Source organism: Phenylobacterium sp. 58.2.17 (assembly GCF_026411515.1).
GTDB lineage: Bacteria > Pseudomonadota > Alphaproteobacteria > Caulobacterales > Caulobacteraceae > Phenylobacterium.
Window position 1 is genome coordinate 1 of the sequence record NZ_JAPMTQ010000021.1, and the last position, 23,496, is coordinate 23,496.

At 70.1% G+C, this 23,496-nt stretch carries 23 protein-coding genes and 1 pseudogene; 9 read left to right on the forward strand and 15 right to left on the reverse strand.

Features of this window, described 5'->3' with window-relative positions:
- A pseudogene (locus OUA97_RS13905) lies at positions 1 to 854 on the forward strand (hypothetical protein); the annotation flags it as partial.
- A 6-nt stretch (positions 855 to 860) separates the two neighbouring features.
- Here the strand turns inward: OUA97_RS13905 and OUA97_RS13910 are convergent.
- Positions 861 to 1,460, reverse strand: a complete 600-nt coding sequence (locus OUA97_RS13910) for a YceI family protein (RefSeq protein WP_267232525.1) — start codon at positions 1,458 to 1,460, stop codon at positions 861 to 863.
- A gap of 173 nt (positions 1,461 to 1,633) precedes the next feature.
- On the opposite strand from OUA97_RS13910, the gene arsC reads away from it, so the two are divergent.
- The 3 genes from arsC (at position 1,634) to OUA97_RS13925 (ending at position 4,809) form a co-directional block, all read left to right on the forward strand.
- Positions 1,634 to 1,993, forward strand: a complete 360-nt coding sequence (gene arsC, locus OUA97_RS13915; RefSeq protein WP_267232526.1) for an arsenate reductase (glutaredoxin) — start codon at positions 1,634 to 1,636, stop codon at positions 1,991 to 1,993.
- 136 nt (positions 1,994 to 2,129) lie between these two features.
- Positions 2,130 to 3,488 carry a M23 family metallopeptidase gene (locus OUA97_RS13920; protein ID WP_267232528.1) on the forward strand — a complete coding sequence of 453 codons (1,359 nt, stop codon included), beginning with the start codon at positions 2,130 to 2,132 and terminating at the stop codon, positions 3,486 to 3,488.
- Between the two features lie 91 nt (positions 3,489 to 3,579).
- A complete protein-coding gene (locus OUA97_RS13925) occupies positions 3,580 to 4,809 on the forward strand; it encodes a TetR/AcrR family transcriptional regulator (RefSeq protein ID WP_267232530.1) in 1,230 nt (409 codons plus the stop codon).
- Positions 4,810 to 4,854: 45 nt separating this feature from the next.
- On the opposite strand, the gene OUA97_RS13930 is transcribed toward OUA97_RS13925, so the two are convergent.
- The 9 genes from OUA97_RS13930 to ubiG form a co-directional block, all read right to left on the reverse strand.
- Entirely contained in the window at positions 4,855 to 5,085 is a 231-nt protein-coding gene (locus tag OUA97_RS13930) for a hypothetical protein (protein WP_267232531.1), read from the reverse strand.
- A gap of 26 nt (positions 5,086 to 5,111) precedes the next feature.
- Complete coding sequence (locus OUA97_RS13935) at positions 5,112 to 5,306, reverse strand: hypothetical protein (protein WP_267232532.1); 195 nt, start codon at positions 5,304 to 5,306, stop codon at positions 5,112 to 5,114.
- A 179-nt stretch (positions 5,307 to 5,485) separates the two neighbouring features.
- The gene (locus tag OUA97_RS13940; protein ID WP_267232533.1) at positions 5,486 to 6,568 is read right to left on the reverse strand and encodes a Zn-dependent alcohol dehydrogenase; all 1,083 of its coding nucleotides are present in this window, start codon (positions 6,566 to 6,568) and stop codon (positions 5,486 to 5,488) included.
- Positions 6,569 to 6,730: 162 nt separating this feature from the next.
- Complete coding sequence (locus OUA97_RS13945) at positions 6,731 to 7,129, reverse strand: hypothetical protein (protein ID WP_267232534.1); 399 nt, start codon at positions 7,127 to 7,129, stop codon at positions 6,731 to 6,733.
- Positions 7,130 to 7,208: 79 nt separating this feature from the next.
- Entirely contained in the window at positions 7,209 to 8,129 is a 921-nt protein-coding gene (locus OUA97_RS13950) for an alpha/beta fold hydrolase (RefSeq protein ID WP_267232535.1), read from the reverse strand.
- 109 nt (positions 8,130 to 8,238) lie between these two features.
- Positions 8,239 to 9,861 (reverse strand): SDR family oxidoreductase, encoded by a 1,623-nt coding sequence (locus OUA97_RS13955; RefSeq protein ID WP_267232537.1) that lies wholly within the window; start codon positions 9,859 to 9,861, stop codon positions 8,239 to 8,241.
- Positions 9,858 to 10,253: a thiol-disulfide oxidoreductase DCC family protein gene (locus OUA97_RS13960; protein WP_267232538.1), complete on the reverse strand. Its 396-nt coding sequence runs from the start codon at positions 10,251 to 10,253 to the stop codon at positions 9,858 to 9,860. Before OUA97_RS13960 ends, OUA97_RS13955 begins: the two co-directional genes overlap by 4 nt.
- Before the next feature lie 32 nt (positions 10,254 to 10,285).
- Positions 10,286 to 11,089, reverse strand: a complete 804-nt coding sequence (locus tag OUA97_RS13965; protein WP_267232539.1) for an FkbM family methyltransferase — start codon at positions 11,087 to 11,089, stop codon at positions 10,286 to 10,288.
- 25 nt (positions 11,090 to 11,114) lie between these two features.
- Positions 11,115 to 11,867: a bifunctional 2-polyprenyl-6-hydroxyphenol methylase/3-demethylubiquinol 3-O-methyltransferase UbiG gene (gene ubiG, locus OUA97_RS13970; protein WP_267232540.1), complete on the reverse strand. Its 753-nt coding sequence runs from the start codon at positions 11,865 to 11,867 to the stop codon at positions 11,115 to 11,117.
- Positions 11,868 to 12,043: 176 nt separating this feature from the next.
- On the opposite strand from ubiG, the gene OUA97_RS13975 reads away from it, so the two are divergent.
- The gene (locus tag OUA97_RS13975; protein WP_267232590.1) at positions 12,044 to 13,294 is read left to right on the forward strand and encodes an aspartate kinase; all 1,251 of its coding nucleotides are present in this window, start codon (positions 12,044 to 12,046) and stop codon (positions 13,292 to 13,294) included.
- Here the strand turns inward: OUA97_RS13975 and OUA97_RS13980 are convergent.
- From OUA97_RS13980 to OUA97_RS13990, 3 genes are read right to left on the reverse strand one after another with little or no spacing between them, the layout of a single operon-like run.
- On the reverse strand, positions 13,291 to 14,220 hold the full coding sequence (locus OUA97_RS13980; RefSeq protein ID WP_267232541.1) for an NAD(P)-dependent alcohol dehydrogenase: 930 nt from the start codon (positions 14,218 to 14,220) through the stop codon (positions 13,291 to 13,293). The two genes, OUA97_RS13975 and OUA97_RS13980, sit on opposite strands and share 4 nt — an antisense overlap.
- Complete coding sequence (locus tag OUA97_RS13985) at positions 14,220 to 15,203, reverse strand: hypothetical protein (protein WP_267232542.1); 984 nt, start codon at positions 15,201 to 15,203, stop codon at positions 14,220 to 14,222. Before OUA97_RS13985 ends, OUA97_RS13980 begins: the two co-directional genes overlap by 1 nt.
- Positions 15,200 to 15,847: a GNAT family N-acetyltransferase gene (locus OUA97_RS13990; RefSeq protein ID WP_267232544.1), complete on the reverse strand. Its 648-nt coding sequence runs from the start codon at positions 15,845 to 15,847 to the stop codon at positions 15,200 to 15,202. Before OUA97_RS13990 ends, OUA97_RS13985 begins: the two co-directional genes overlap by 4 nt.
- A gap of 111 nt (positions 15,848 to 15,958) precedes the next feature.
- Between OUA97_RS13990 and OUA97_RS13995 the strand changes: the two genes are divergently transcribed.
- Positions 15,959 to 16,522 (forward strand): TetR/AcrR family transcriptional regulator, encoded by a 564-nt coding sequence (locus OUA97_RS13995; protein WP_267232545.1) that lies wholly within the window; start codon positions 15,959 to 15,961, stop codon positions 16,520 to 16,522.
- Here the strand turns inward: OUA97_RS13995 and OUA97_RS14000 are convergent.
- Positions 16,494 to 17,906 (reverse strand): MFS transporter, encoded by a 1,413-nt coding sequence (locus OUA97_RS14000; protein ID WP_267232547.1) that lies wholly within the window; start codon positions 17,904 to 17,906, stop codon positions 16,494 to 16,496. The two genes, OUA97_RS13995 and OUA97_RS14000, sit on opposite strands and share 29 nt — an antisense overlap.
- Positions 17,907 to 17,976: 70 nt before the next feature.
- Here OUA97_RS14000 and OUA97_RS14005 point away from each other — a divergent pair, with 70 nt between their 5' ends.
- Both OUA97_RS14005 and OUA97_RS14010 read left to right on the forward strand, forming a co-directional pair.
- Positions 17,977 to 18,618, forward strand: coding sequence for a helix-turn-helix transcriptional regulator (locus OUA97_RS14005; protein ID WP_267232549.1), 642 nt, complete (start codon positions 17,977 to 17,979; stop codon positions 18,616 to 18,618).
- On the forward strand, positions 18,591 to 19,139 hold the full coding sequence (locus OUA97_RS14010; protein ID WP_267232550.1) for a GNAT family N-acetyltransferase: 549 nt from the start codon (positions 18,591 to 18,593) through the stop codon (positions 19,137 to 19,139). The genes OUA97_RS14005 and OUA97_RS14010 overlap by 28 nt, the downstream gene beginning before the upstream one ends.
- Here the strand turns inward: OUA97_RS14010 and OUA97_RS14015 are convergent.
- A complete protein-coding gene (locus OUA97_RS14015) occupies positions 19,136 to 20,866 on the reverse strand; it encodes an alpha/beta hydrolase (RefSeq protein ID WP_267232551.1) in 1,731 nt (576 codons plus the stop codon). The genes OUA97_RS14010 and OUA97_RS14015 overlap by 4 nt on opposite strands.
- A 247-nt stretch (positions 20,867 to 21,113) precedes the next feature.
- Between OUA97_RS14015 and ptsP the strand changes: the two genes are divergently transcribed.
- Positions 21,114 to 23,372, forward strand: coding sequence for a phosphoenolpyruvate--protein phosphotransferase (ptsP, locus tag OUA97_RS14020; protein WP_267232552.1), 2,259 nt, complete (start codon positions 21,114 to 21,116; stop codon positions 23,370 to 23,372).
- Positions 23,373 to 23,496 lie beyond the last annotated feature (124 nt).

Consider the following 23,496-nt stretch of genomic DNA (forward strand, 5'->3'; position numbering starts at 1 on the left):
TGCATGCCGCGGCGGTGATCGTCGCCTACCTGGCGGCCAAGCTGGGCGCCCTGACCGCGGCAGGCGTGCTCGGCGTCTCCTGGCTGCTGGCCTTCGGGCACGGCGTCTATCAGGGCCTGGACCAGCCCGCGCTGCTCGGCGTGATCGTCTGGCTCTGCGCCCTGGTGCTGTGGCCGCTGGCCCAGCCGGCCGAGGACCAGAAGGGCGCGCGGATGTCGGCCATGGCGGTCGTCCTGCTCGGCGTCGTCGCGGTCGCCGTGGTGCGGCTCGATCCGCCCTGGACCGCCCGCCATCCCCAGGCGACCCACGTCGCCTACTATCTGGACCGCGAACAGGGCCGCGCCCTGCGGTTCAGCGACGCCCCCGCCCTGCCGGCCTGGACTCGCGCCGTGCTGGGCGCCGATGGCGGCGCGGTCGAACGCGTCAAGCTGCCGGGCCTGCGCCGCAGCGAGGTTTGGGCGGCTCGCGCCGCACCGGTCGCGATCCCGCCCGGCGGGGTGGAGTTCACCCGCCAGCCAGACGGCGGCCATCGCCTGCACATCGCCGCGCCCGGCGCACGCACGGTGATGCTGCGGCTGGACACCAAAGCCAGGTTGGAAAGTGCAGCCATCAACGGCCATCCGATCAAGCCGCCCGCCGGCGGCGCGGCGCGGATCATGTGGGAGGCGCCGACCGAGGGCCTCACCCTGACCTTCCACGCCCCCAGCCCAGGGACGATCGAGATCGGCCATGCCGCCGTGATCGACCAATGGCCGGCGGATGCGAAGCCCTTGCCCGCTCGCCCCGCCGACCTGATGGCCTCCGGAACCTCGGGCGCCACCATCGTCGGCGGCGCCCGCAGGTTCACTTGGTAGGGCGCCCTACTTCTCGAAGGCGGCCGTGATCTTCAGGTCGACCTCGTCGCCGACCACCGGCAGGGCGTAGCCCAGGCCGAAATCGCTGCGCTTGATCTTGGCGGTGGCCTCGAAGCCGACGGTGGCCGCCTTGCTCATCGGGTTGGTCCCGGCGCCGGTCAGCTTGGCGTCGAGGGTCACCGGCTTGGTCACGCCCTTCAGGGTCAGGTCGCCGTTGATCTTGGCGGTTTGGCCGTCGACGACGACCGAGGTCGAGACGAACTTGGCGGTCGGGAACTTCTCGACGTCGAGCAGGTCCTTGCTGGCCAGGTGCTTGGTAAAGCCCGGCGAGGTTGTCGTCGAACCCGACATCGGGATGTCGATCACCACCTTGGCGGCCGAGGGATTGGCCGGGTCGAGGGTCAGGCTGCCGGTCATTTCGCCGAACATGCCATAGAGCACCGAGAAGCCCATGTGGTTCAGCGACCAGACGACCTGGGTGTGGTGGCCGTCGACCTTGTAGGTCGCCGCGGCGATCCGCGAGGTGTCGGCCGCGCCGGGCATCTGGGCGAAGGCCGGGGTAGCGATCACAATCGCCAGGCTCGCGGCCGCGAGAAGCTTCTTCATCGTCTGCAGTTCTCCGAAGTGGATGTGGCCCAGATCGGACCTAGATCGAACCACGCCCACGATCCGTCAAGGACAGCGCGCCGATTTCACAAGTCCGCCACGGGTCTGGCGCTGCGGCCGGCGAACGCGCTATTGCCAAGGCCAGTTCGCTTGCAAGCCCCGGAGAACGTCGCATGACCGCTCAGGACGAGATCGTCATCTACCACAACCCGGCCTGCGGGACTTCGCGCAACACACTGGCCCTGCTGCGCGAAAAGGGCTTCGACCCCAAGATCGTCGAGTACCTTAAGGAAGGCTGGACCAAGGACCAGCTGATCGCCCTGGCGGCCAGGATGGGCGTCTCCCCCCGCGAGTTCCTGCGCGAGCGCGGGACCAAGGCCGTCGAGCTCGGCCTGACCGACCCGACCACCTCCGACGAGGCCATCGTGGCCGCCATGATCCTCGATCCGATCCTGGTGAATCGCCCTATCGTCTCGACCCCGAAGGGTGCGGCGCTGTGCCGTCCTGCCGAACTGGTCCTCGGTCTGCTCTAACCGGAGCCGTGGGGGTCGCCGGATTGGTTACCGGCGATTAACCATATCGGTAGAGAACGGTTAAGCCGTTCGCCAGCTACGACGCAGCTATTCGCATGGCCGCCAGGCCGTGTGGCATCGCGAGTACGGGGGCACGATGCAAGAGTTCGATCCACGACGTCCGACCTTTCGGCTGACACCGCGCCTGGCCATCGGCGCCGCAGGCGTCGCCGCCCTGGCGCTGGGCTGGAAGCTCACCACCGACCAGGCTGCGGCCCCGGCCAAGGCCCCGCTCGATCCGGCCGCGATCACCGCCCTGCAGCACGCGGCCTTCACCCAGTCCGAGGCCCAGCCCGGTTTCGGCCGGCCCCAGAGCGTCCCGGTCAAGGTGCTGCCCGGCGAGACGCTGGAGTCCGCCGTCGAGCGCGCCGGCGTGCCGCGCGACGAGGCGCGCCGGGCCGTCGAGACCCTGGCCGAGGCCATGGACACCGTGCACATCAAGGCCGGCATGGCCTTCGACGCCGCCGTCGCCAGGCCTCGCGGCGAACGCGGTCCGGCGCGTCTGGTCGGCCTGTCGCTGCGCACCGGTCCGGCCCAGTCCATCACCCTCTCGCGCACCTTCGACGGCGCCCTGCGCCTGCGCGAGATGGAGGAGAAGATCCGCGACGAGGAGATGGTCGCGCGCGGCGAGATCACCGGCTCGCTCTACGAGAGCGCCTCGCGCATCGGGGCCAGCCCCTCGGTCGTCGCAGGCATGGTCAAGCTGTTCTCCCACAAGGTCGACTTCGACCGCGACCTGAAGGCCGGCGACGAGTTCACCATGGTCTTCGACCGCAAGGTCACCGAAAGCGGCCGAACCATCGAGACCGGCGACCTGGAATACGCCCAGATCAAGGGCGTACAGTTCTACCGTTTCGAGCGCGCCAACGGCGACGTCCAGTACTTCGACGAGACCGGCAAGAACATCAAAGGCTTCCTGCTGCGCACCCCGGTCGACAACGCCCGCATGACAAGCCGCTTCGGCATGCGCCGCCATCCGATCCTGGGCTACAACCGCATGCACCAGGGCATCGACTTCGGGGCCGGGACCGGCACCCCGGTGCTGGCCGCCGGCGACGGCGTGGTGGTCGAGGCCCGCCGCTGGGGCGGCTATGGCAACTGGGTGCGCGTCCGCCACTCGGGCGGGTTCGAAACCGGCTACGCGCACCTCTCGCGCTTCGGCAAGGGCATCAAGGCCGGCGCCCGCATCAGCCAGGGCCAGGTCCTCGCCTATGTCGGCTCGACCGGCGCCTCGACCGGGCCCCACCTGCACTACGAGATCTGGCAGCACGGCAAGCGCGTGAACCCGATCGGCGCCAAGGTGCCCCAGGGCACGGTGCTGGCCGGCGCCGAACTGGCCGCCTTCCGCGCCCAGAAGGCCCGCATCGACGCTCTGGTCCGCGACCAGGGCGCCGACGAAGCGCCCGCCCGCCTGGCGGTCGCCGACACGGAAGCGGCCCCGGCCCTGCGACGCTAGGTTGTCCCAAGGGAAGCCGCTACGCGGCTTCCAACCGGCCCTCCTGCGCACTAATGTGGCAGATCGAACCCTGTTCGCGCGGAGAGTCGCCTTGACTGCAGCCGTCAAACCCAAGCCCCGGGCGCGCTACGCCGCCAAGCGCGACGCCATCATGGCGGCCGCGACCCAGGTGTTCGCCGATCAGGGGATGAGCGGGTTCACCCTGGCCGCCGTGGCCAAGCGGATGGACCTGCACCCAGTCAGCCTGACCTACTACTTCAAGCGCAAGGAAGACCTTGCCGCGGCGGTGCTGCACGACACCATCGCCCGCTTCGCCAGGATGCTCGACGAGGCTGAGCCCCACGCGACTCCGGCCGAACGGCTCACCGCCTTCGTCGCCGCCTACTTCGAGACCCGCCGCCGCATCGCCGTCGGCGAGGAGGACGTGCTGGCGCCGTTCAGCGAGGTCTATCTGATCGAGGGCGAGCAAAAGCAGCCGGTGATCCAGAGCTTCGAGGCGCTCTATGTCCGCATCGGGCGGCTGCTGAAGTCCGACGAGACCCCCTGGGTCACCGCGCCGCGCCGCCAAGGCCTGGCCCGGCTGGTGGTCAACCAATTGACCTGGGCCGACACCTGGCTGCCGACCTACGAGCCGCAGGACTACCCGCGCGTCGCCGCCCGGCTCAGCGACATCATGATCAACGGCCTGCCGGCTGCGGGCCAGCCCTGGCCGAACGACGCGCTGCTGGCGCTCGGGACGCCCAGCGCCGAGAATGACGAGGTCACCCGCGACCGCTTCCTGCTGGCCGCCACCAAGCTGATCAACCGCGAGGGCTATCGCGGCGCCTCGGTCGACAAGATCTCGGCCGAGCTCAAGGTCACCAAGGGCTCGTTCTATCACCACAACACCGACAAGGACGAACTGGCCGTGGCCTGCTTCGGGGCCACCTTCGACCTGATCGACCAGGCCAAGCGCGAGGCCGGCAAGGCGGAGAGCAACTGGACGCGGCTATGGCTGGCGGTGACCTCGCTCGGCATGCTGCAGGCCGAGTGCGCGGGCGCGCGGCTGCTGCGTCACCACTGCATGGCTGCGGTGCCGCTGGCCATGCGCCGGCAGATGCTGATGCGCTTTCTCCAGACGACCAACTCCTTCGCCGGCATCATCGCCGACGGAGTGGCCGACGGTTCGATCCGTCCGGTCGACCCGATGATGGCGGCGCATGCGATGATGGTGACGTTCAACGCGTGCCTGCCGCTTGAACCGCGCCGGCGACCGGTCGTCACCGACGGGGTGATGGAGGAATATCTCCGCCCGGCCCTGCTCGGATACTTCGTGAAATAGGAGTCCCGGAGCGGGCGCGATCCGGTCCGGGAGCTCCCTAACCTCCTACTTGTTCGGCGTCTTGGCCATCGCGGTCGTCGTCGCCGCGGCCGACGAGCACTTGGCGTAGTGCCCTTTGGCGTCGCGGCACTTGGGCGGCTTGGCCGGGGCGGCGGCCGCGCACTTGGCGAAATGGCCTTGCGCGTCGCGGCACTGGGTGGCGGCCGAGGCCGCGCCGGCCGTCGACAGGCCGGCGACCAGCGCCAGGGCGGTCGCCAGGGACAGACTGCGGGACATGGCAGTCCTCCTCAGGATGGAACGACCTACTTGGTCGCCGGCGTGCTCGCCGTCGCGGCGGCGGGCGCGGCCTTGTGATGCTTGTGCTTCTTGTGGTGGGCGGCCGGCTTGGCCGGGGCGGACTGGGTCGCCGGCGCGGCGGGCGGCGTGGCCGCCATGGCGACGCCGGCCAGGGCGAGGGAAGCGGCCAGCGAACCGGCGGCGAGGATAGTGGGCTTCATGGGACTTGCTCCGAACGGCGGGGACATCCGCCTGTCCATCAGCCTCGTCCGATCACCTGACGCGCCCCGGGCGCGGGCCTTACAAATAGTTGAGCGAGCGATCGCCGTTTCAGACGACGCCCACGAAAAAGCCCTCCCCGAAGGGAGGGCTCCTGATCGTCCCGAAGCGGGAGCGTTCGTCAGTCGAAGACGATGACCGAGCGGGCCAGTTCGCCCTTCTTCATTTCCTCGAAGCCTTCGTTGACCTGCTCCAGCTTGATGCGCTGCGAGATCATCTCGTCCAGCTTCAGCTTGCCGGCCATATACATGTCCACCAGGCGCGGCATGTCGACCGGGAAGCGGTTGGAGCCCATCATCGAGCCCTGCAGCTTCTTTTCGCCCAGGAAGGCGAAGCCCGGCAAGGTGATCGACTGGCCGATCGGGATCATGCCGATGATGTTGGCGGTGCCGCCGCGGCGCAGCATGTTGAAGGCCTGCTCGGCGGTCTTCGACAGGCCGATGGCCTCAAAGGCGTGATGGACGCCGCCCTTGGTCATTTCGAGCACTTCCTTGACCGCGTCGGTCTTGGAGGCGTCGATGAAGTCGGTGGCGCCGAACTGGTGGGCGAGGTTGCCCTTCGAGGCGACCATGTCGATGGCGATGATCCGGCCGGCGCCGGCGATCGCCGCGCCGTTGATCGCCGCCAGGCCGACGCCGCCGCAGCCGATGACCGCCACGGTCTCGCCCGGCCGGACGCTCGAAGTGTGTATGGCGGCGCCGACGCCGGTCATCACCGAGCAGCCGATCAGGGCGGCGCGGTCCAGCGGCATGTCCTTGCGGATCGCGACGCAGGCGTGCTCGTGGATCAGCATCTGCTCGGCGAAGGACGACAGGTTCAGGTACTGCTGCATCGGGCCGGTGGTGGCCTTCAGGCGCGGCTCTTCCTCGGCGTCGCGCTTGGTGTCGGGCGACACGCACAGCGACAGGTGGCCGGTCAGGCAGAATTCGCAGTGGCCGCAGTAGGCCGACAGGCAGGTGATGACGTGGTCGCCCGGCTTGACGGTGCGCACTTCCGAACCGACCTGCTCGACGACGCCGGCGCTCTCATGGCCCAGCACCGCCGGCAGCGCCGTCGGGTAGGAGCCTTGCATGAAGTGCAGGTCGGAGTGGCAAAGGCCGGCGGCCTTGGTGCGGATCAGCACTTCGTGCGGGCCCGGCTTGTTGATCTGGACGTTTTCGATCTGAAGCGGCTTGCCCACTTCGCGCAGCACTGCGGCTTTCATCTACGGCGATCTCCCCAAGCGACGCCCGATCGGGCGCGGATTATCGAAGCCACGGTATGGCCGCGGCGCTCGTCACGCCAACCTTATCGCTGTTCAGGTGGCCGTGGCCAAGGCGTTTTTGGCCGGCGCCGGCCGATCGGGCGCTGGATAGCTCGCTTGGGGCTACTTTGGGGCCCAGACGTCGGCGCGGCTGGACGACGAAATGATGTCCGAGCCGGACGTGCTGAGGCTCGACATCGGCACCGTGGTGGTCTTGCCCTGCGAGGACAGCGTCACCAGTCCTCCATCGACCTTGACCACGCGGCCGACCTCTGCCCCGGCCGCGTCCTTGACCCGCGAGCCTGCGCGCAGGTCCGAGGTGGTGGCCGCGGTGTTGACCGCCCGTCCGGTCTCGGCGACCGGCGGCGCCTCGTAGTCACGGGCCGGCCGGTTGGCCGGGGTGTCGATGGGCGGATAGAGCCCGCGTCCTTGATCGTAAGGGGCCGGCTGCTGCGCCGCCGCCGAACCGGCGAGCGCCGCCAGCGCGGCGCCGGCAAGAGCTGGCAAGAGCTTGACGTTCATCTTGGGTCCTCCGGAAGTCCCCCAGCGGCGACCCAACCCGGACCCTCGCGCGAAGTTCCGCCTGCAGCGCCAATCGTGATCAGGCCTGCGCCGTGCGCCCGCCCAGGCGTAGCCGCGGCCAGGTCAGGCGCCGCAGCAACGCCAGATCCGGCAACCAGCGGCGGCGCACCGGGATACAGGCCTCCAACGAGGCCAACAGCGGCTCGACCGGCCCGTTGCTGATGAAGTGGTCGCCGCCGGGCACCCGCTCGAACCGGATCGGCTTCCAGCTCGCGGTCTGGACCGCCAGCCGCTCGGCGATCTCGATCGGCGCGAAGTCGTCCTTGTCGCCGTGGATCACGTGCACCGGAATGCGCAGCCGCCCCAGCGCCGCGTGCAGGTGCTCCAGTTGGCCCGGCTGGTTCGACACCTCGAGCACCGCATGGCGCAGATCGCGCGGGATGACCTTCAGCAGCTTGGTGCCGAGGTGCACCAGCCAGCGGGCTGTCGGCCCGGATTCGCCGAAATAGCCCGACAGCATCACCAGGCCGGCGACTCGGCGTGGGTTCTGCTCAGCCATGATCGAGGCGATCGCCGCGCCATAGGACTGGCCGACCAGCAGCACCTTCTGCCCCGGCCTCGACTGCAGCAGCGGCGCCAGGGCCCGCGCCTGGACCTGGATGTCGCCGACATACTCGACCGGCTCGGAACCGGCGTAGCCGGGGCGGTCGACGACCACCATCTCGCGGTCCGGCGGCAGCTGCGCCAGCACCGGGGCCCAGTATTCGGCCCAGGACGGCGCTCCGGTCACGACCACGATCTTCCAGGGGGCGGGCCGCGCCCGCGGGGTCGCCAGCGCCGAAATCTTCCAACCGAGACCGCCGCCGGCCTCGAAACGAAAGCGCCGCACGACGCTGTCGGGATAGTCGTCCGACGTCGGCACATGCTCGGTGCGGCCGCTCGCGGCCGACGTGAAGCACGCCCATCCCACGGACAGCACGCCCTTGGGTCTCTTATGCAAGGTTCAGCTCCCAACTCGGATGCCTGATAGGAGCTGAACGCCTTGAAGCGGCGGCAGTTTCGTCTTCTGGCGAGGTGACAACCACGGCGGGACAAATTCGCCTGGGCCGCTAGCCGGCGAGACGACCGCTATAGGCGAAGATCACCCCCAGCCACGGATGCGCGGTGACGACGCTGAACCGGTAGACCCCATCCCGGGCGAACGAGGTCGCGCGCACCTGTGGTCCGAGCGCCTTCGGCAACGGCAGCGGCCCCAGCCGCCAGGACAGCATCCGCCAGGAAAAGCCGTTCGCCTGCTGCACCGGCTGGAACCGGAAGCTCAACGGCCCGACCCGCTCCTCGAACTCGCCCGGCGCGGCCAATGACTGCAGTCGCGAACTGAAGCGACAGGGACCGAAGTCACGGGTCCACCACTCGCCTCCGGCATCGGGCGCGATCGTCACCTTGAGGTCGCCGTAGCGTCCAGTCTCGGGCAGCCCGATCACTGCGCGGGACAGCCGCGCAAGCAGCCCCCGGGCGCCGCGCGCCACGCCGCGACCGCGGAAGGTCTGCTGCGATCTACGGTCATGCACCGCGACCACCGGCGCCGGCAGTCCCCCCATCGCATCGCCGAGCACGCGTTGCAGCAGGGTCGGCGCATCAGGCGCGCCGATGTCGGCCCTGGTCGTGATCGGCAGTCCGGCGAGTTCGTCGACGATCTCGTCCAACGTGACCAGCCCCACGCAGGCCTGCGCGCCGCGTGCTTCGATCCGTCCCGTGACCAAGCCGCGCAGCACCGCCGCGGCGGCCGCCACCGGAACCGTTGGCCCCGCATTGGCCTGCGCCGCCAGCGACCAGCGCGCCCGACGCGCCGCGCCGTCGCCGCCGGTCCCTTCGGCCAGCACCACCATGCCGCCGCGGTCCGAGCCCAGCCCGGCAGCCAGGTCGGCCATCGCCCGCAACGGCCGGGCGGCCGGCTCCAGCGAACGCACCACGCGCAAGCGGACCATCCAGGACATCAGCCAGAGCCCCAGATGGAGCGGCGCCAGCTCCAGCCCGGCCAGGAACCGCGCCTCCTGCTCCACCCGCCCGGCCATCAGGTCGAGGTCGGGCGTCTCGCACAGCGAGCCCAGTCTTCGGCCGAGGCCAGGGAAGGTGATGCGCCACAGGCCGCTCCATCCGGCCTCGTGCGCCCAGCGGCCGCCGGAGAACACCCTGACCGGCCGCCCCACATACGACAGGATGGCGCGGACGACCGAGAGTCCGCGCGGCGCCCGCGCTCCCGGCGAGATGGCGACGGTCACCCGATCGAGGCGGGTCCAGCCGACGGTCAGGGCGTCCAGCGCCGCATTCGAAAGCGCTGGGGTGGAGCTGGCGCCGGTGACGACGATCACACCCGCCGACCTCGCCTCGGCGTCGAGCGCGGCGCTGAAACCGGCGACAAAATCGCGGCCGTCGGCGATGTCGATGTAATGCGCGCCCAGCGCGATCGCGGCCTGCGGCAGAAGCATGGCGCTGTGCTGGAACGGTCCGGCCGCATCGATCACCGCCCAGGGCCGCAGCTCTCGCAGGGTTTCTGGACGGTCGCGGTCGAAACCTGCCGCCGCGCAGCCCAATTCGCCCGCCAGCGCCTGCGCCCGTTCCAGGCCCCGGGCGGCCAGGATCAGCTCGATTTCAGGCCACGGCGCCAGCAGCCGCGCCAGGCGTTCGCCGAACGCCCCCGTCGCGCCGACCAGAACAACGCGGCGTGTCACGAGGCCGGCGGCTCAAGGACGAACCGCGCGCGGATTTCCGGCGAAGGGATCATGCAAGTGTCGCGGCGGCCCATCAGTCGATATCGATTTTGTGCGACCCAATCGTAGCCGGCGTCCCGCCAGCGCTTGGGGACGAAGCGCAGCGCGGCGAACCAGCGCCAAGGCGCCGGCAGCCTTCGCGTCAGCGCGATCACCGCATCCGAGCCTGTCAGCGCGCGGCCGCGGTCGATGAATAGAAACGTGTCAGGTTTGTCGGGATCGATCCCGCCGTGAACCGCCAACAGCCGGCCATAGGGCGACTGGATCGGCGCAAAGCGTAGACGCCGGTGCCGATCCAGCCTCAGGGCCAGCCGCACCGACCGGGAACAGAAGTTGCAGACGCCGTCGAACACCCAAATTCCATCGGCGTCCGCGAGGTCCATGGTCAGGCCGCCATCCGCGCCTTGAAGACCCCGTCCGGCAGGTCCGCGGCCCGGGCCGGGTGAACGAAGAAGTAGTCCTTCCAAGGCGCCTCGACATCGACGTCCGAGCATTCTTCCAGACGGTCTGCATTGAGCGCGAACATCCGGTAGCCCCGGGACAGGAAGACCTCGAGCACGGCCTGCGCCGAGCCGCCGAACCGACCTTCCAGCATCAACGGATGGATCTCGATCAGCACGTGCGGCCGGTCGCGCTCGATGATGTGCTCGGCGCCCTTCAGCGCCTTCAGTTCCGCGCCCTCGACGTCCATGCGGATGAAGTCGACCCGGCTCAGGCCCTGCGCCTCGCAGTACTGGTCCAGGGTGGTCACGGCAGTCGGCTCGACCTTCGCGCCCATGTCCTCGAAGTCGGGACGCACCGGGCTCTGCGGCCGTTCGGCCGCGAGATAGGCGTAGCCGCGCGCCATCCGCCCGGACATCTTGATCGGCGTCACCAGAAGCAGTTCGCCCGGCGCGTCGGCGACCGCGGCGTTGACCGGGGTCACGTTGCCGGAAATCCGGTGCCAAGCCAGGCACACCTTCAGCACCTCGAAGGTGAAGGCCGACGGTTCGAACGCGTGGATCTGCGCCATCGGCGCGACCTGGGTCATCACATAGGAGTGTCGCCCGTCGCTAGCCCCCACGTGCAGGCAGACCGGCGCACCGCTGAGCAGGTCGGCGAGATACGGGGTCTCGGGTTCGTGCTTGGCCCACGCCCTGTTGCGGCGCCAGGCGCGATAGGCGTGACCGAGCACCCTGATCGAAGGCATGGGTACTTCCTCGTGGCCGGCCTCTTTACGCTGCGTCCCGCGTCACCGTCACCATGTAGTTGATGTCGCAGTCCGAGGAGCGGACCCAGCGATCGGTCAGCGGATTGAACGCCACACCGAACGGGCCCTGCACCGCGACCGGCTCGCCGTCGAGGAAGCTGCGCAGCTCTTCGGGCTTGAGGAACTTGTTCCAGTCGTGCGTCCCGGCCGGCACCCAGCGCAGCACGTACTCGGCGCCGATCTTGGCCAGAGCCAAGGCCTTCAGCGTACGGTTGAGGGTCGCCACGATCATCAGCCCGCCCGGCGCCAGCAGCCGCGCGCAGTCGCGCAGGTAGGCCCCCGGATCGGCGACGTGCTCGATGACCTCCATGTTCAGGATCACGTCGAACGGCCGCTCGCCGGCGGCCAGCAGGTCTTCCGCGGTGGTGGCGCGGTAGTCGATGACAAGGCCCTGCTCGGCCGCGTGGGCGCTGGCGGTGCCGATGTTCCGCTCCGAGGCGTCGACGCCGGTGACCTGGAAGCCTAGCCGGGTCATCGGCTCGCACAGCAGCCCGCCGCCGCAGCCGATATCCAGCAGCCGCAGCCCCTCGAACGGACAGATCGCCTTCGGGTCGCGCCCGAACCGCGCCTGCACCTGGTCGCGGATGAACGACAGCCGCACGGGGTTGAACTTGTGCAGCGGGGCGAACTTGCCCTTCGGATCCCACCATTCGGCGGCGATGCGCGAGAATTGTTCGACCTCTTTCGGGTCGATCGACGATGCGGACGCGGGCGACATGAAACCCTTTTCCTACCGAGCGGCGCACGGCGCCAGCCCCTATCGGCGATGAGGGCCAAGAATGGGCGCCATCTTGCGCGGGGCGCGTCCTTTTCGCGCCTGCGAAGGCAGACATTGCCCCTGGCCGCGGGCCCCGCTATTAGGCGCAGCCTTCCCTCTCAAGCGGAGCTCCTGCGCTGTCTCGGCTAGTGATGAAATTCGGCGGCACGTCCGTCGCCGACCTCGAGCGTATCCGACGCGTCGGCCGTCTGGTGGCGGCTGAAGTCGCGGCCGGACACAAGGTCGCCGTCGTGGTGTCGGCCATGGCCGGCAAAACCAACGAACTGGTCGCCTGGACCGACGGCGCCGGCGCCGCGGCCCAGGGCCTGCCCCCGTCGGACGACGAGTACGACACCGTCGTCGCCTCGGGCGAGCAGGTGACCGCCGGCCTGCTGGCCATGACCCTGCGCAACATGGGCCTGCCGGCCAAGTCGTGGCTGGGCTGGCAGATCCCGATCATCGCCGACGACGCCCACGGCCGCGCCCGCATCGACGACATCCCGCCCGAGAAGCTGGCCGCCGCGCTCGACGCCGGCGAGGTCGCCGTGATCGCCGGCTTCCAGGGCGTGACCCGCGACGGGCGCATCGCCACCCTCGGCCGCGGCGGCTCCGACACCAGCGCGGTCGCCATCGCCGCAGCGGTGAAGGCGATCCGCTGCGATATCTATACCGACGTCGACGGCGTCTACACGACCGACCCGCGGATCGAGCAGAAGGCCCGCAAGCTCGGCAAGATCTCCTATGAGGAGATGCTCGAGATGGCCTCGCTGGGCGCCAAGGTCCTGCAGACCCGTTCCGTCGAGCTCGCCATGGCCCAGAACGTGCCGGTGCGGGTGTTGTCCAGTTTTGTCGAGCCCGGCGAAGCGCCCGGCCAAGGCACCATCGTGTGCGACGAGGAAGAGATCATGGAAAAGCGCATCGTGAGCGGCGTCGCCTACAGCCGTGACGAGGCCAAGATCAGCCTGTTCGGCCTGCCCGACCATCCGGGCGTATCGTCCGAGATCTTCGGCGCGCTGGCCGACGCCAACGTCAATGTCGACATGATCGTGCAGAGCCACGCCCGCACCGCCGACACCGCGAACATGGAGTTCACGGTCGGCAAGCGTGACGCCCAGCGCGCGGTCGAGATCGTCCGCGCCCATCATGACAAGATCCGCTTCGACGACGTCCAGGTGAACGAGGACGTGGCCAAGGTCTCGGTCATCGGCGTCGGCATGCGCAGCCACACCGGCGTCGCCAAGACCATGTTCCAGGCCCTGGCCGAAAAGGGCGTCAACATCCAGGTCATCTCGACCTCGGAGATCAAGATCAGCGTGCTGATCGACGCGGCCTACACCGAACTGGCCGTGCGCGCCCTGCACGCCGGCTTCGGCCTCGACCAGCTCTAGAGCTTGAGCAACACCCGCCCGCGCTTGCCGCGGGCGGCGAAGCGATCGAAGGCGGCGTCGGCGTCCTCCAGGGCGTAGACGCTGTCGATCGCGGGCTTCAACGCCCCCGCCCGCCACAGGGCGATCAGCCGGCGCAAACGCTCCGGATCGGTGCGCAACATCATCAGCCAACCCGCCCGCTTGCCCGACAACGCCGCGCGCACGAAGCCGCCGAGGTCGCCGGTCGGATTGGTCGACACGTAGGCACCACCCCGCGCCAGATGCGGCGCAGCCTGGGCGAACGACGACTTTCCCGCCGCATCCAGCACCAGATCGAACCGGTCGCCAGCGCGATACGGCGCCTCGCGGGGTCGGACGTCGGCTGCGCCCTGCCCGGCCAGCCACGCGGCATTGTCGCCGCTGGCCACGGCGCTCACCACCGCGCCTTGGCTCGCCGCAAGCTGTACTGAGTAGATCCCGACGCCGCCGGCTGCGCCGATCACCAGCGTCCGCTGGTCAGGCTGCAGAGGCCGGATGCGCTCCAGCACCTCGATCGCGGTCAGCCCCATCACCACCAGGGCCGCGGCGTCTTGGTCGTTCAGGTCGTCGGGGATCGGCTCGACGTGACGCTCGTCGATGAGCGCGAACTGCGCATGGGTGCGCGGGCCGTCCAGCACCGGGCTGTAGCCGATGACCCGCTGGCCGGCAGCGATCCGCGCGCCGTCGCTGCGCGCGACGCCGGCGAACTCGAACCCGGTCAGCACCGGCCCGGCCTTGCGGAAGGCCGAGACCTGCCGCGCCCAGCCGCCGGCGCGCACCTGCACGTCCATCTCGTTGACCGCCGAGACCCGCACCTCGACCAGGATCTGGCCAGGCGCAGGAACAGGAACCGGCGCCTCGACCGCCCGCGTCCGCGCGGCGGCGACGTCCGTGGCGAGGGCCCGCATCAGAGCGTCTCGACCCGCACGCCGAACGCCTGCAGCCGCGCCAGCGCCTGCTCCGGGTCCAGGGTCGTCTCCGGGAACCGCAGTCCGGCGGGCGGCGGCGGCGCCCCGTCGAGGCCCAACAGCCGTTCGACGCCGGTCATCACCCCCAGGGCCGTCAGGTGCGCCTGGCCGTTCGGATCGCTGACCATGGTGCGCTGGACCCGCTCGCGCCCGCTCGCGTCGCGCCCGGCGATGTCGATATAGAGATCGTGCGAGGCCGGCCCGCCCCCGGCGGTCCCTATCGAGGTTCCGGTCCCGAGGTCGAAGCGGACCTCGGCCGCGCCGGTCATCGAGGCCAGCGCCGGCGTGTCGAGCACGCCCATCGGCAGAGCGTCAAACGGCTCTAGCCCCTCCCGTTCGATCCGTCGCGGATTGGCGGCCGCCTCGAGATTGATCCAGGCGCCGCTTTGCCGAACCAGGGCCCGCCCGACGAACCCGCCGGAGTCGGAGGCCGTCATCGGCCCGATAGGATCGGCGTAATCGTAGAGCGCGGCCATCTCGACCCGCTGCACGCTCGCAAGCTTCCGCGCCGCGGCCAGCGCCGCCAGGGTCAGCACCCCGGCCTGCCAATGCCCCAGCATCAGCGCCGGGGCCCGAGCCAGGTTCACCGCCGTTACGGCGCTGGAGCCCATGCTGTCGGCGGTGCGCACGATGCCGATGTGGGCCGCGCCGGCCGTCAGGGCGGCGGCGAGCAGGTTGTCGCCGGGATCCTGCAGCGTCGCGACGACGAGGTCGACCGGCCCCAGCTCGGCCATGGCCGCGGCCGGATCGGCGACGTCCAGCCGCGCCGTCCGTGCGCCCAGTTCGGCGGCGAGCGATGCGCCTCGGCCGGGATTGCGCCCAGTCAGCACCAGGTCCAACTCGTGGCCCGCGGCGCGCAGATGCCGCGCGACCAGGCCGCCCACCAGGCCGTAGCCGCCGGCGATAACGACCCGCGGGCTCACAGCGTCACCGCCATGCGATACTCGGCCGGAAAGCCGTGGTCGCGGCTGAGCAGCGGCGAGCGCAGCTCGGCGACGATGCGCAGCCCCATCGCCTGGTAGAACCCGACCGCTGGATTGTCGGCCAGCACGTCCAGCTGCAGTTCGCGATAGCCGGCCTTGGCCGCCCGCCCGATGGCTGCCTTCAGCAGTTCGCGCCCGACGCCCTTGCCGCGATGCTGCGGCGGCGTCGAGAGCGCGTGCAGATAGTAGACGTCATCCGGGACGTGCGCGTTGAGATAGCTCGCCGTCTCGGCCCGCGCAGCCAGGCCCGCGAACTGCTCGTAGCTGGCCTTGCCCTGCGCCATCAGGTCCGGCGCAAGCGCCACGAGATTGGCCTTGAAAGCGTAGAAGTTCGGCCCGGCGAAACCGAGCTCGATCCCCAGCAGCTCGTCGCCTTGAACCACCGCGGTCGTGCAGGCCGCGCAGAACAGCGTGTCGGGCACGCTCCAGGAGGCGGTCACCACCTGCTCCAGCAGGCCGTCGACGCCGAATTGATAGTCGTAGCTGACCGGTCCGGTCGCCCGGACCAGCGCCGGGATCAACGGCGCGAACCGCGCGGCCTGGTGCTCGCTGACCGGTGCGAGCTGAAGGGTGTTGGCTGTCACGTCCGCCTCCGCTAATTCTGTTGTTACGATCTGTAAGTTACGAATCGTAAGTTATGCAGGATGCGATCGCTGTCAAGCGACGTGGAAGGAGCAAGGGTGTCGGGCAGGCGCATGCCGCGCGATCAGCGGCGCAACCAGCTTCTGGAGACGGCGGCGGCCATCGTCCGCGCCGAAGGCACCGACGCGCTCACCCTGGCCCGACTGGCCGAGCAGGCCGGCGTCACCAAGCCCATCGCCTACGAGCACTTCGGCACGCGGGCAGGCCTGCTGATCGCGCTCTACCGCTACTTCGACGCCCGCCAGGCCCAGGCCGTCGAGACTGCGCTGGCCGCCCAGGCCCGCACACTGGAGGACGTGGTCGAGATCCTCAGCGCCGCCTACGTCGACTGCGTGCTGCAGGCCGGGCCCGAGTTCGGCGCCATCGCTGCGGCGCTGGCGGCCAGCGAGGAGATGGACGATTTCCGCCAGGCCCTGCGCGAGGGCTATGTCGATCAGTACCTGGCCGCGCTCGCCAAGTTCGTCCCGCTGCCAGGTCCAGAGGGCCGCGCCGTGCTGCTGGGCGTGATCGGCGCCGCGGACATTCTTTCCCAGACCGCCGCGGCTGGGCGGATGAGCCGCGCAGAGGCGATCGCGGCCCTGTCGCGCATCATGCTGGGCGCGCTTCGCCCGTCCTAGCGGCGGTCAGGCCGAACGCCGCCCAGACCCCGGCGACCGCCAGCGGCAGCACCGCGACGAACACCCACAGCCCGGCCGAGCGGGCGCTCGCCTCGCTCAGCCCCTCCGAAAACCCGACCAGATTGGCGACCGCCCCGGCCGCCGCCGCGCCGACCGCCGATCCGGTCAGCCGCACCGTGGTCATCGCCGCCGCGCCGATGGCGCGCTCGTCGCCCTCCGGCAGCGAAGCCAGGATGCGCTGGCTCATGAACGCCCACGACAGGCCAAATCCGCCGCCGAGGAACAGGCCGGCCACCACCACGCCCGTGACCGACGCAGCCGGCATGGTCAGCGCGGCGAACGCCACGCCGAGGGTGGCGACGATCGCGCCGAGCCGGATCATCCGCCGCGGCCAGGCCCCGGTCAGATGCGCCACCAGCAGGCCCATCACCGTCCAGGCCGCCGCCTCGCCGGCGATCACATAGCCGGCCTCCAGCGCCGACAGCCCGGCCAGCTTCTGCAGGATCGCCGGACCGTAGATCGCAAAGCCCATCGAGGCGACGGTGAGCAGGAACATCGCGGCGAACCCCGCCCCCGGGATGGTGGTCAGGTCGCTCGCGCCCTTCGGCAGCAGCCGCGTGCGCGCGCGCCCGTCAAACCAGACGGTGAAGGCCAGCACCGCGCAGCCCAGCGCGGTCAGCAGCCCCGAGCGGAGAAAGTCGCGGGCCATGTCGGCCAGGCCGATGGCCATCACCCCGGCCGCGATCAGGGCCAGCTGCGGCCAGGCGACCTTGGCGTCGTCGTTCCCTCGGTCGCTGGGCAACATGACATAGGCGGCCCAGGCCACGCCCGCGCCCTGGATCGCGAACAGCCAGAACACCCAGCGCCAGGCGCCGAGGTCGGCGAAAATCCCGCCGATCAGCGGCCCCAGCAGGCTGGCCACGCCCCAGATCGCGGTGATCGTCGCATAGACCCGCGGCAGCAGCCGGTCGGGGAACATCAGGCCGATGGCGACCGAACAGAACCCGACCACCCAGCCGCCGCCCAGGCCCTGCAGCACCCGGCCGACCAGGAAGCTGGCTATGTCGGGGCCGCCGGCGCTGAGCGCGCAGCCCACTGCATAGAGCACCGCCGCCGCCGCGGTCGCCCGCCGCAGGCCAAAGCGCAGGCCCAGCAGGCCCGAACTCGCCCCGGCCAGCACCGAACCCAGCAGGAACCCCGCCGTCGCCCAGCCGAAATAGGCGTAGCCGCCGAGGTCGGCGCCGACGCTCGGCATGATCGTCGCCGTCACCATGGAATCGGCGGCGCTGATCCAGACGCCCAGGCAGATCAGCACGAAGCGCGACAGGCGCCCCTCGCCCACCACATCGGCCCAGCTTCCGTCCGCACGCGACGCCCCAGCCATTTGACAACCTCCAACTACGCATATTTGCGCTAGACCCGGCGCGCGGGTTTTGCAATCATCTATTTGTCAAATGCACAGCACATCCGACCAGATTCTCCTGCTGCTCAAGAGCAAGGGCCCGGCCCAGACCAAGGCGATCGCCGAGGCCATGGGCGTCACCCGCCAGGCCGCCCGCCTGCAAATGGAGAAGCTGCACGCCGAGGGCTTGGTCGAGCACGTCACCGAACGCATGGGGGTCGGTCGCCCGCGACGCTCCTGGTCGCTCAGCGCCAAGGGCGACGAACGGTTCCCCAACACCCACGCCCAACTGACCGTCGAGTTGCTCGACGCCGTCCGGAGCGAGTTCGGCGATGAGGGCCTGGACCGCCTGGTGGCGCGACGCGAACGCGCCATCGAGGTCGGCTATCGCCGTGCGCTCGGCGCCGCCGACACCCTGGAGCAGAAGCTGGAACGGCTGGCCGCCGTGCGCGCCGCCGAGGGGTACATGGCCGAGTGGACCCCGTTGGCCGAAGGCGGCTACCTGCTGATCGAAAATCACTGTCCGATCTGCGCGGCGGCCAGCGCCTGTCAGGGATTCTGCCGCTCGGAACTGGAGCTGTTCCGCGCCATGCTCGCCCCGGCCGGCGTCGAGCGCACCGACCACATCCTGGCGGGAGCGCGCCGCTGCGCTTACCTTGTCACGCCATGGACATCGTCGCCTTCGAGCACCTGACCGCCGCCCAGCGCGGCGACTGCGCACGGATCCTGCGCGAGGCCTTCGCCCACATCCCGGCCTATCAGGAGGACGGCGAGGCCGAGGCCGAGATCGAGACCTTTCTCACCGTCCCGGAGCGCTTCGCCTTGGCCGCGCTCGACGGACAGACGGTGGTCGGGCTGATCGGCGGCATCGACACCTACAGCCATGCCGCCGAACTCCACCCGCTGGCGGTCGATCCGAGTCATCATCGCAAAGGGATCGGCGCGGCTCTCACCGCGGCGCTGGAGGCCCGCGCGGCGTCTATGGGCAAGCTGACCGTCTATCTCGGCTCCGACGACGAATTTGGCGGCACCAGCCTGTTCGGGGCCGACATCTTCCCGGACGCCCTGGCCAAGCTGGCGCAGATCGCCCCGACCAGCGGCCATCCGTTCTTCTTCTACCGCAAGCTCGGCTACGAGCCGGTGGGCGTGGTGCCGGACGCCAACGGCTTCGGCCGCCCGGACCTGCTGATGGCCAAGCGCGTCGCCCGCCCCTAACTCGGGATCGGCAGCTGGAAGTTCGACGACCAGTGCGTCGCCGTACCGGCGCTAACGTACCAGGCCAGCAGCAGCGCGCAGATCAGCGCGCCGGGCAGATGGCTGCCGGTCCGCCGCCAGGTGAACACCGAGATCACCCCGACCAGCGCCATCAGCGGCACGAACTGGATGGCGATGATCGTGTTCAGCGGCTCGGCCATCGCCAGCCGGCCGGTCAGGAATAGCGCCCCGTACTGGATCGCCAGCAACACCGCGAACCCGAGCGACATCGCGGCCATGCCGGCGAAGTAGTGGCTCCAGCGCCCCTCGCCCGCCACCGCCAGCCACCCGTGCAGATTGCGCAAGGCGACCACGAAGAACACCGTCCACAGCGGCAGATAGGCCAGCGCGAAACCGAATTGGCGCAGGTCGAGCGGCTTCAGCCCCACGACCCAGAAGCGGTAGTCGACGTGCAGGACGCCCGCGACGACGGCCAGGGTCAGGTAGCCCGCCGCAACAGTCAGCAGCGCGATCGCCGCCGATTTCGGCCAGTCGGCGCCCGCCAGCAGCCGCGGCGCCTTGGTCGCCAGCCCGATGACCAGGGTCAGGGCGGCTCCGCCCAGCGCCCAGACCAGCAGCTGGTTGGTGATCCACTGCGGATAGAGCGGCATCGGAAGGAACAGCATCCCCAGCTTCATGAGCGGGAAGAAGGTCACCGCCGGCAGCGCCGCGGTCACCGCGAAGAACAGCCACCAGCGCCGGTCCCGGCGAGGCGCGGCCGGCCCCAACGCCTGCGGGCGCCGATCAAGCCGGTGCAGCCAGCGGACGCTGAGCAGGATCTCGAACACCGCCAGCAGCACCGCCGCCATCCCGACGAAGGCGATCAGGGTTCCGACCTCCTTCCAGAACCAGATCTGGTCCCCGGCCGGCCGCGGCCGCGCCTCACCGTCCAGCGTGCGCTGAAACCAGTCGACGGTTGGGGCCACGCCGCCGGCCGAAAAGTGCTCCCAGGGGTGGGTGACCGGCGGCACGTGCAGCATCCGCGCCGTCCCAGCGGCGACGTCGCCATAGACTCGCCCCGGAACGATCGGCGCCTGCGTCCCGAACAACGCCTGCATGGCCGGCGAGCGCGGAACCTCGAACCCACGCGGGACCTGCCACATCAGCTCGGCGAACTCGTCATAGCCACCGAAAACCAGGGCCAGGTTCCGCAAGTCGGCCCTGGCCTTGGAGCCGAACACCGCCCCGATCGCCGGGGTGGAGCCGACAAGCACCGCGGCGCGATAGCCGTCCGGATCGGACGCCGCAGCGCCCACTACCGGCCCGCCGCCCAGGCTATGCCCGGCCAGGCCGATATTGGCCTTGTCGACCTGCGGCAGGCTCTTGAGGTAGCGCAGCGCCGCCGGCCCGCCGAAGTCGTTGGCCCCGACGATGGCGTCGGAATAGCCGTGCCCCGGCTGGTCCATCGCCACCACCACGAAGCCGCGCCGCGCCAGTTCGATGGCGAAGGCCGACTGCATCTCGCGCGTATTGATGTAGCCGTGGCTCAGCAGCACCGCGGGGGCCGGATGCTCCGCCGTCGCCGAGGCCGGCATGTAGACCAGCGCCGCCAGCGTGGTTCCGCGGTCGCCGGCGAACCGCACGTCGCGCACGCTCACCCCGCCGGCCGTCTGCACCAGCCAAGCCAGCAGCGCCCCGGTCAGGATCACCGCCAGGCCGCCGACCAGTCCCAGCCACGCCTTGCCCATCGCCCCGCCCCGACCGTTGTTATGCGGAAACTATGGGCGAGGCCGCCGACTTCGCGCAATCGCCTGCAGGCGCCTATTTGTTGGGCGCCTGCGCCGCGCGACCGCAAGATTTGTCAGGGCGCGGCCGATCTCGCCGACGCCTCGCGTACAGCCGCGCTCACAAAGTCGTCTCGCCCCGTTTTCGTCTCCGTTCCGACGCGCAAAGCTGCTAGGAGGCGGTTAGGGAAAAGGGAGAGAAACTCGCCTGATGGCCACGCCGGGGATCGCGGTTCGGGGACAACGCAGTCTGCTGCGGCAGATTCGCGAAGCGCTCGCCTCGGGCGGGCCGGCCCAGTCGCGCCTGGACATCGTGGTCCGGATCATCGCCCGCTCGATGGTCGCCGAGGTCTGCTCGCTCTACATGCGCCGCGCCAGCGGCGACATGGAACTGTTCGCCACCGAGGGTCTGGACCCCGGCGCCGTCCATGTCACCCGCATGAAGCCCGGCGAGGGCCTGGTTGGCGAGATCATGCGTCTCGGCCGGCCGCTTAACCTCTCCGACGCCCCCAACCACCCGGCCTTCTCCTATCGCCCGGAGACCGGCGAAGACCCGTTCCACGCCTTCATGGGCGTGCCGCTTCTGCGCGGCGGTCGCGCGATCGGCGTGCTGGTCGTCCAGAACCGCACCGAGCGGGTCTATACCGACGACGAGGTCGAGGACCTGCAGATCGTCGCCATGGTGCTGGCCGAGATGGTCGCCGGCAGCGAGCTGGAGGGCGAACTCAAGGGCGTCGAGATCGCGCCCCACCGGCCCGAACGGCTGATCGGCTCGCGCTTCGCCGACGGACTGGCGCTCGGCGTCGCCGTCCTGCACGAGCCGCCGGTCGCCCCCTCGCAGCTGCTGGCCGAAGACGTCGTGGCCGAAGAGACTCGCCTGAAGACGGCGATCCTCGGCCTGCAGGCCCAGATCGACGACATGCTGACCGGCGAGCATGGCCTGGTCGACGCCTCCTACGAGGTGCTCGAAACCTACAAGATGTTCGCCCACGACCGCGGCTGGAACCGCAGCCTGGAGGACGCCGTCCGCAACGGCCTCACCGCCGAGGCCGCGGTCGAACGGGTCCGCTCCGAGCACCGCGCTCGCCTGGGCCAGGCCCGCGATCCCTATCTGCGCGAACGCCTGCACGATTTCGAGGACCTGGCCGACCGGCTGCTGCGCCACCTGTCGGGCGACGGGCACGTCGCCCGCGACCTGCCCGAGAACGCCATCCTGATCGCGCGGAACCTCGGCCCGGCCGACCTGCTCGAATACGACCGCACCAAGCTGGCCGGCCTGCTGCTGGAGGAAGGCTCCTCGGCCAGCCACGCGGCGATCGTCGCCCGCGCGCTCGACATTCCCTGCGTCGGCCGCCTGCCCGGCCTGCGCGACAAGGTCTCGGAGGGCGACCCGGTCATCGTCGACGCCGAAACCGGCGAGGCCTATCTGCGCCCGCGCGTCGACGTCGTGAAGGCGCTGCACGCCCGGTTGGAAGTGCGCCTGCAACGGCGCGCCGAGTTCGCCAAGCTGCGCGACACCCCGGCCTTCACCCGCGACGGCGCCAAGGTCACCCTGCTGATGAACGCCGGGCTGGATGTCGACCTCGACATCCTCGGCGAGACCGGCGCGGAGGGCATCGGCCTGTTCCGCACCGAATTCCAGTTCATGGTCGCCGAGGAGATGCCGCGCTTCAACGCGCAGACCGCGCTCTACGGCCGGGTGATGGACGCCGCCGGCGACCGGCCGGTGACCTTCCGCACCCTGGACCTCGGCGGCGACAAGGTGCTGCCCTACCTTGAGGCCGAGCGTGAGGAGAACCCCGCCCTCGGCTGGCGTGCGATCCGCATGGGCCTGGACCGTCCGGCCCTGCTGCGCCTACAGCTGCGGGCGCTGATCGCCGCCGCCCGCGGCCGGCCGCTGCGCATCATGTTCCCGCTGGTCGCCAGCGTGGACGAATTCCGCGCGGCCCGCGCCCTGGTCGATCACGAGGTCGCCTGGGCCCAGCGCCGCGGCCGCCCGGCCCCCTCGCGCCTCGACGTCGGGGCGATGATCGAGGCGCCCGCGGTGGTCTGGCACCTGGACGCTCTGCTTCCGATGACTGATTTCGTCAGCGTCGGCACCAATGACCTGATGCAATACCTGTTCGCCGCTGACCGCGGGAACCCGCGGGTGTCGGACCGCTACGACTTCCTCTCGCCGCCGGCCCTGCGCGCGCTCGAGACCATCCAGAAGGCCTGCGAGGAGACCGGCACGCCGGTGTCGGTCTGCGGCGAGATGGCGGGACGGCCGCTGGAGGCGTTCGCCCTTGTGGCGCTTGGGTTTGACCGCCTCTCGATGCCGCCGGCCGGCATCGGCCCGGTCAAGCAGATGGTGCTCTCCTGCGACCGCGAGGCGGCTCGTCGCGGTGTCACCGCCCTGTTGCGCGGCTCGGCCGGTTCGGTCCGGAACGAGATCGAAACCCTCGCCCGAAAATTGTATTTGGCCATCTGACGATCGCGTCACAGAGGACGCTGCGTCGCACCCCCGCGCCCGATTAGCGCATTGAATTTCAATGCCTAGGGTGATACTCACAACCTAATATTAAGACCTTTACTGTAAATCTGGCAGGGCGCGA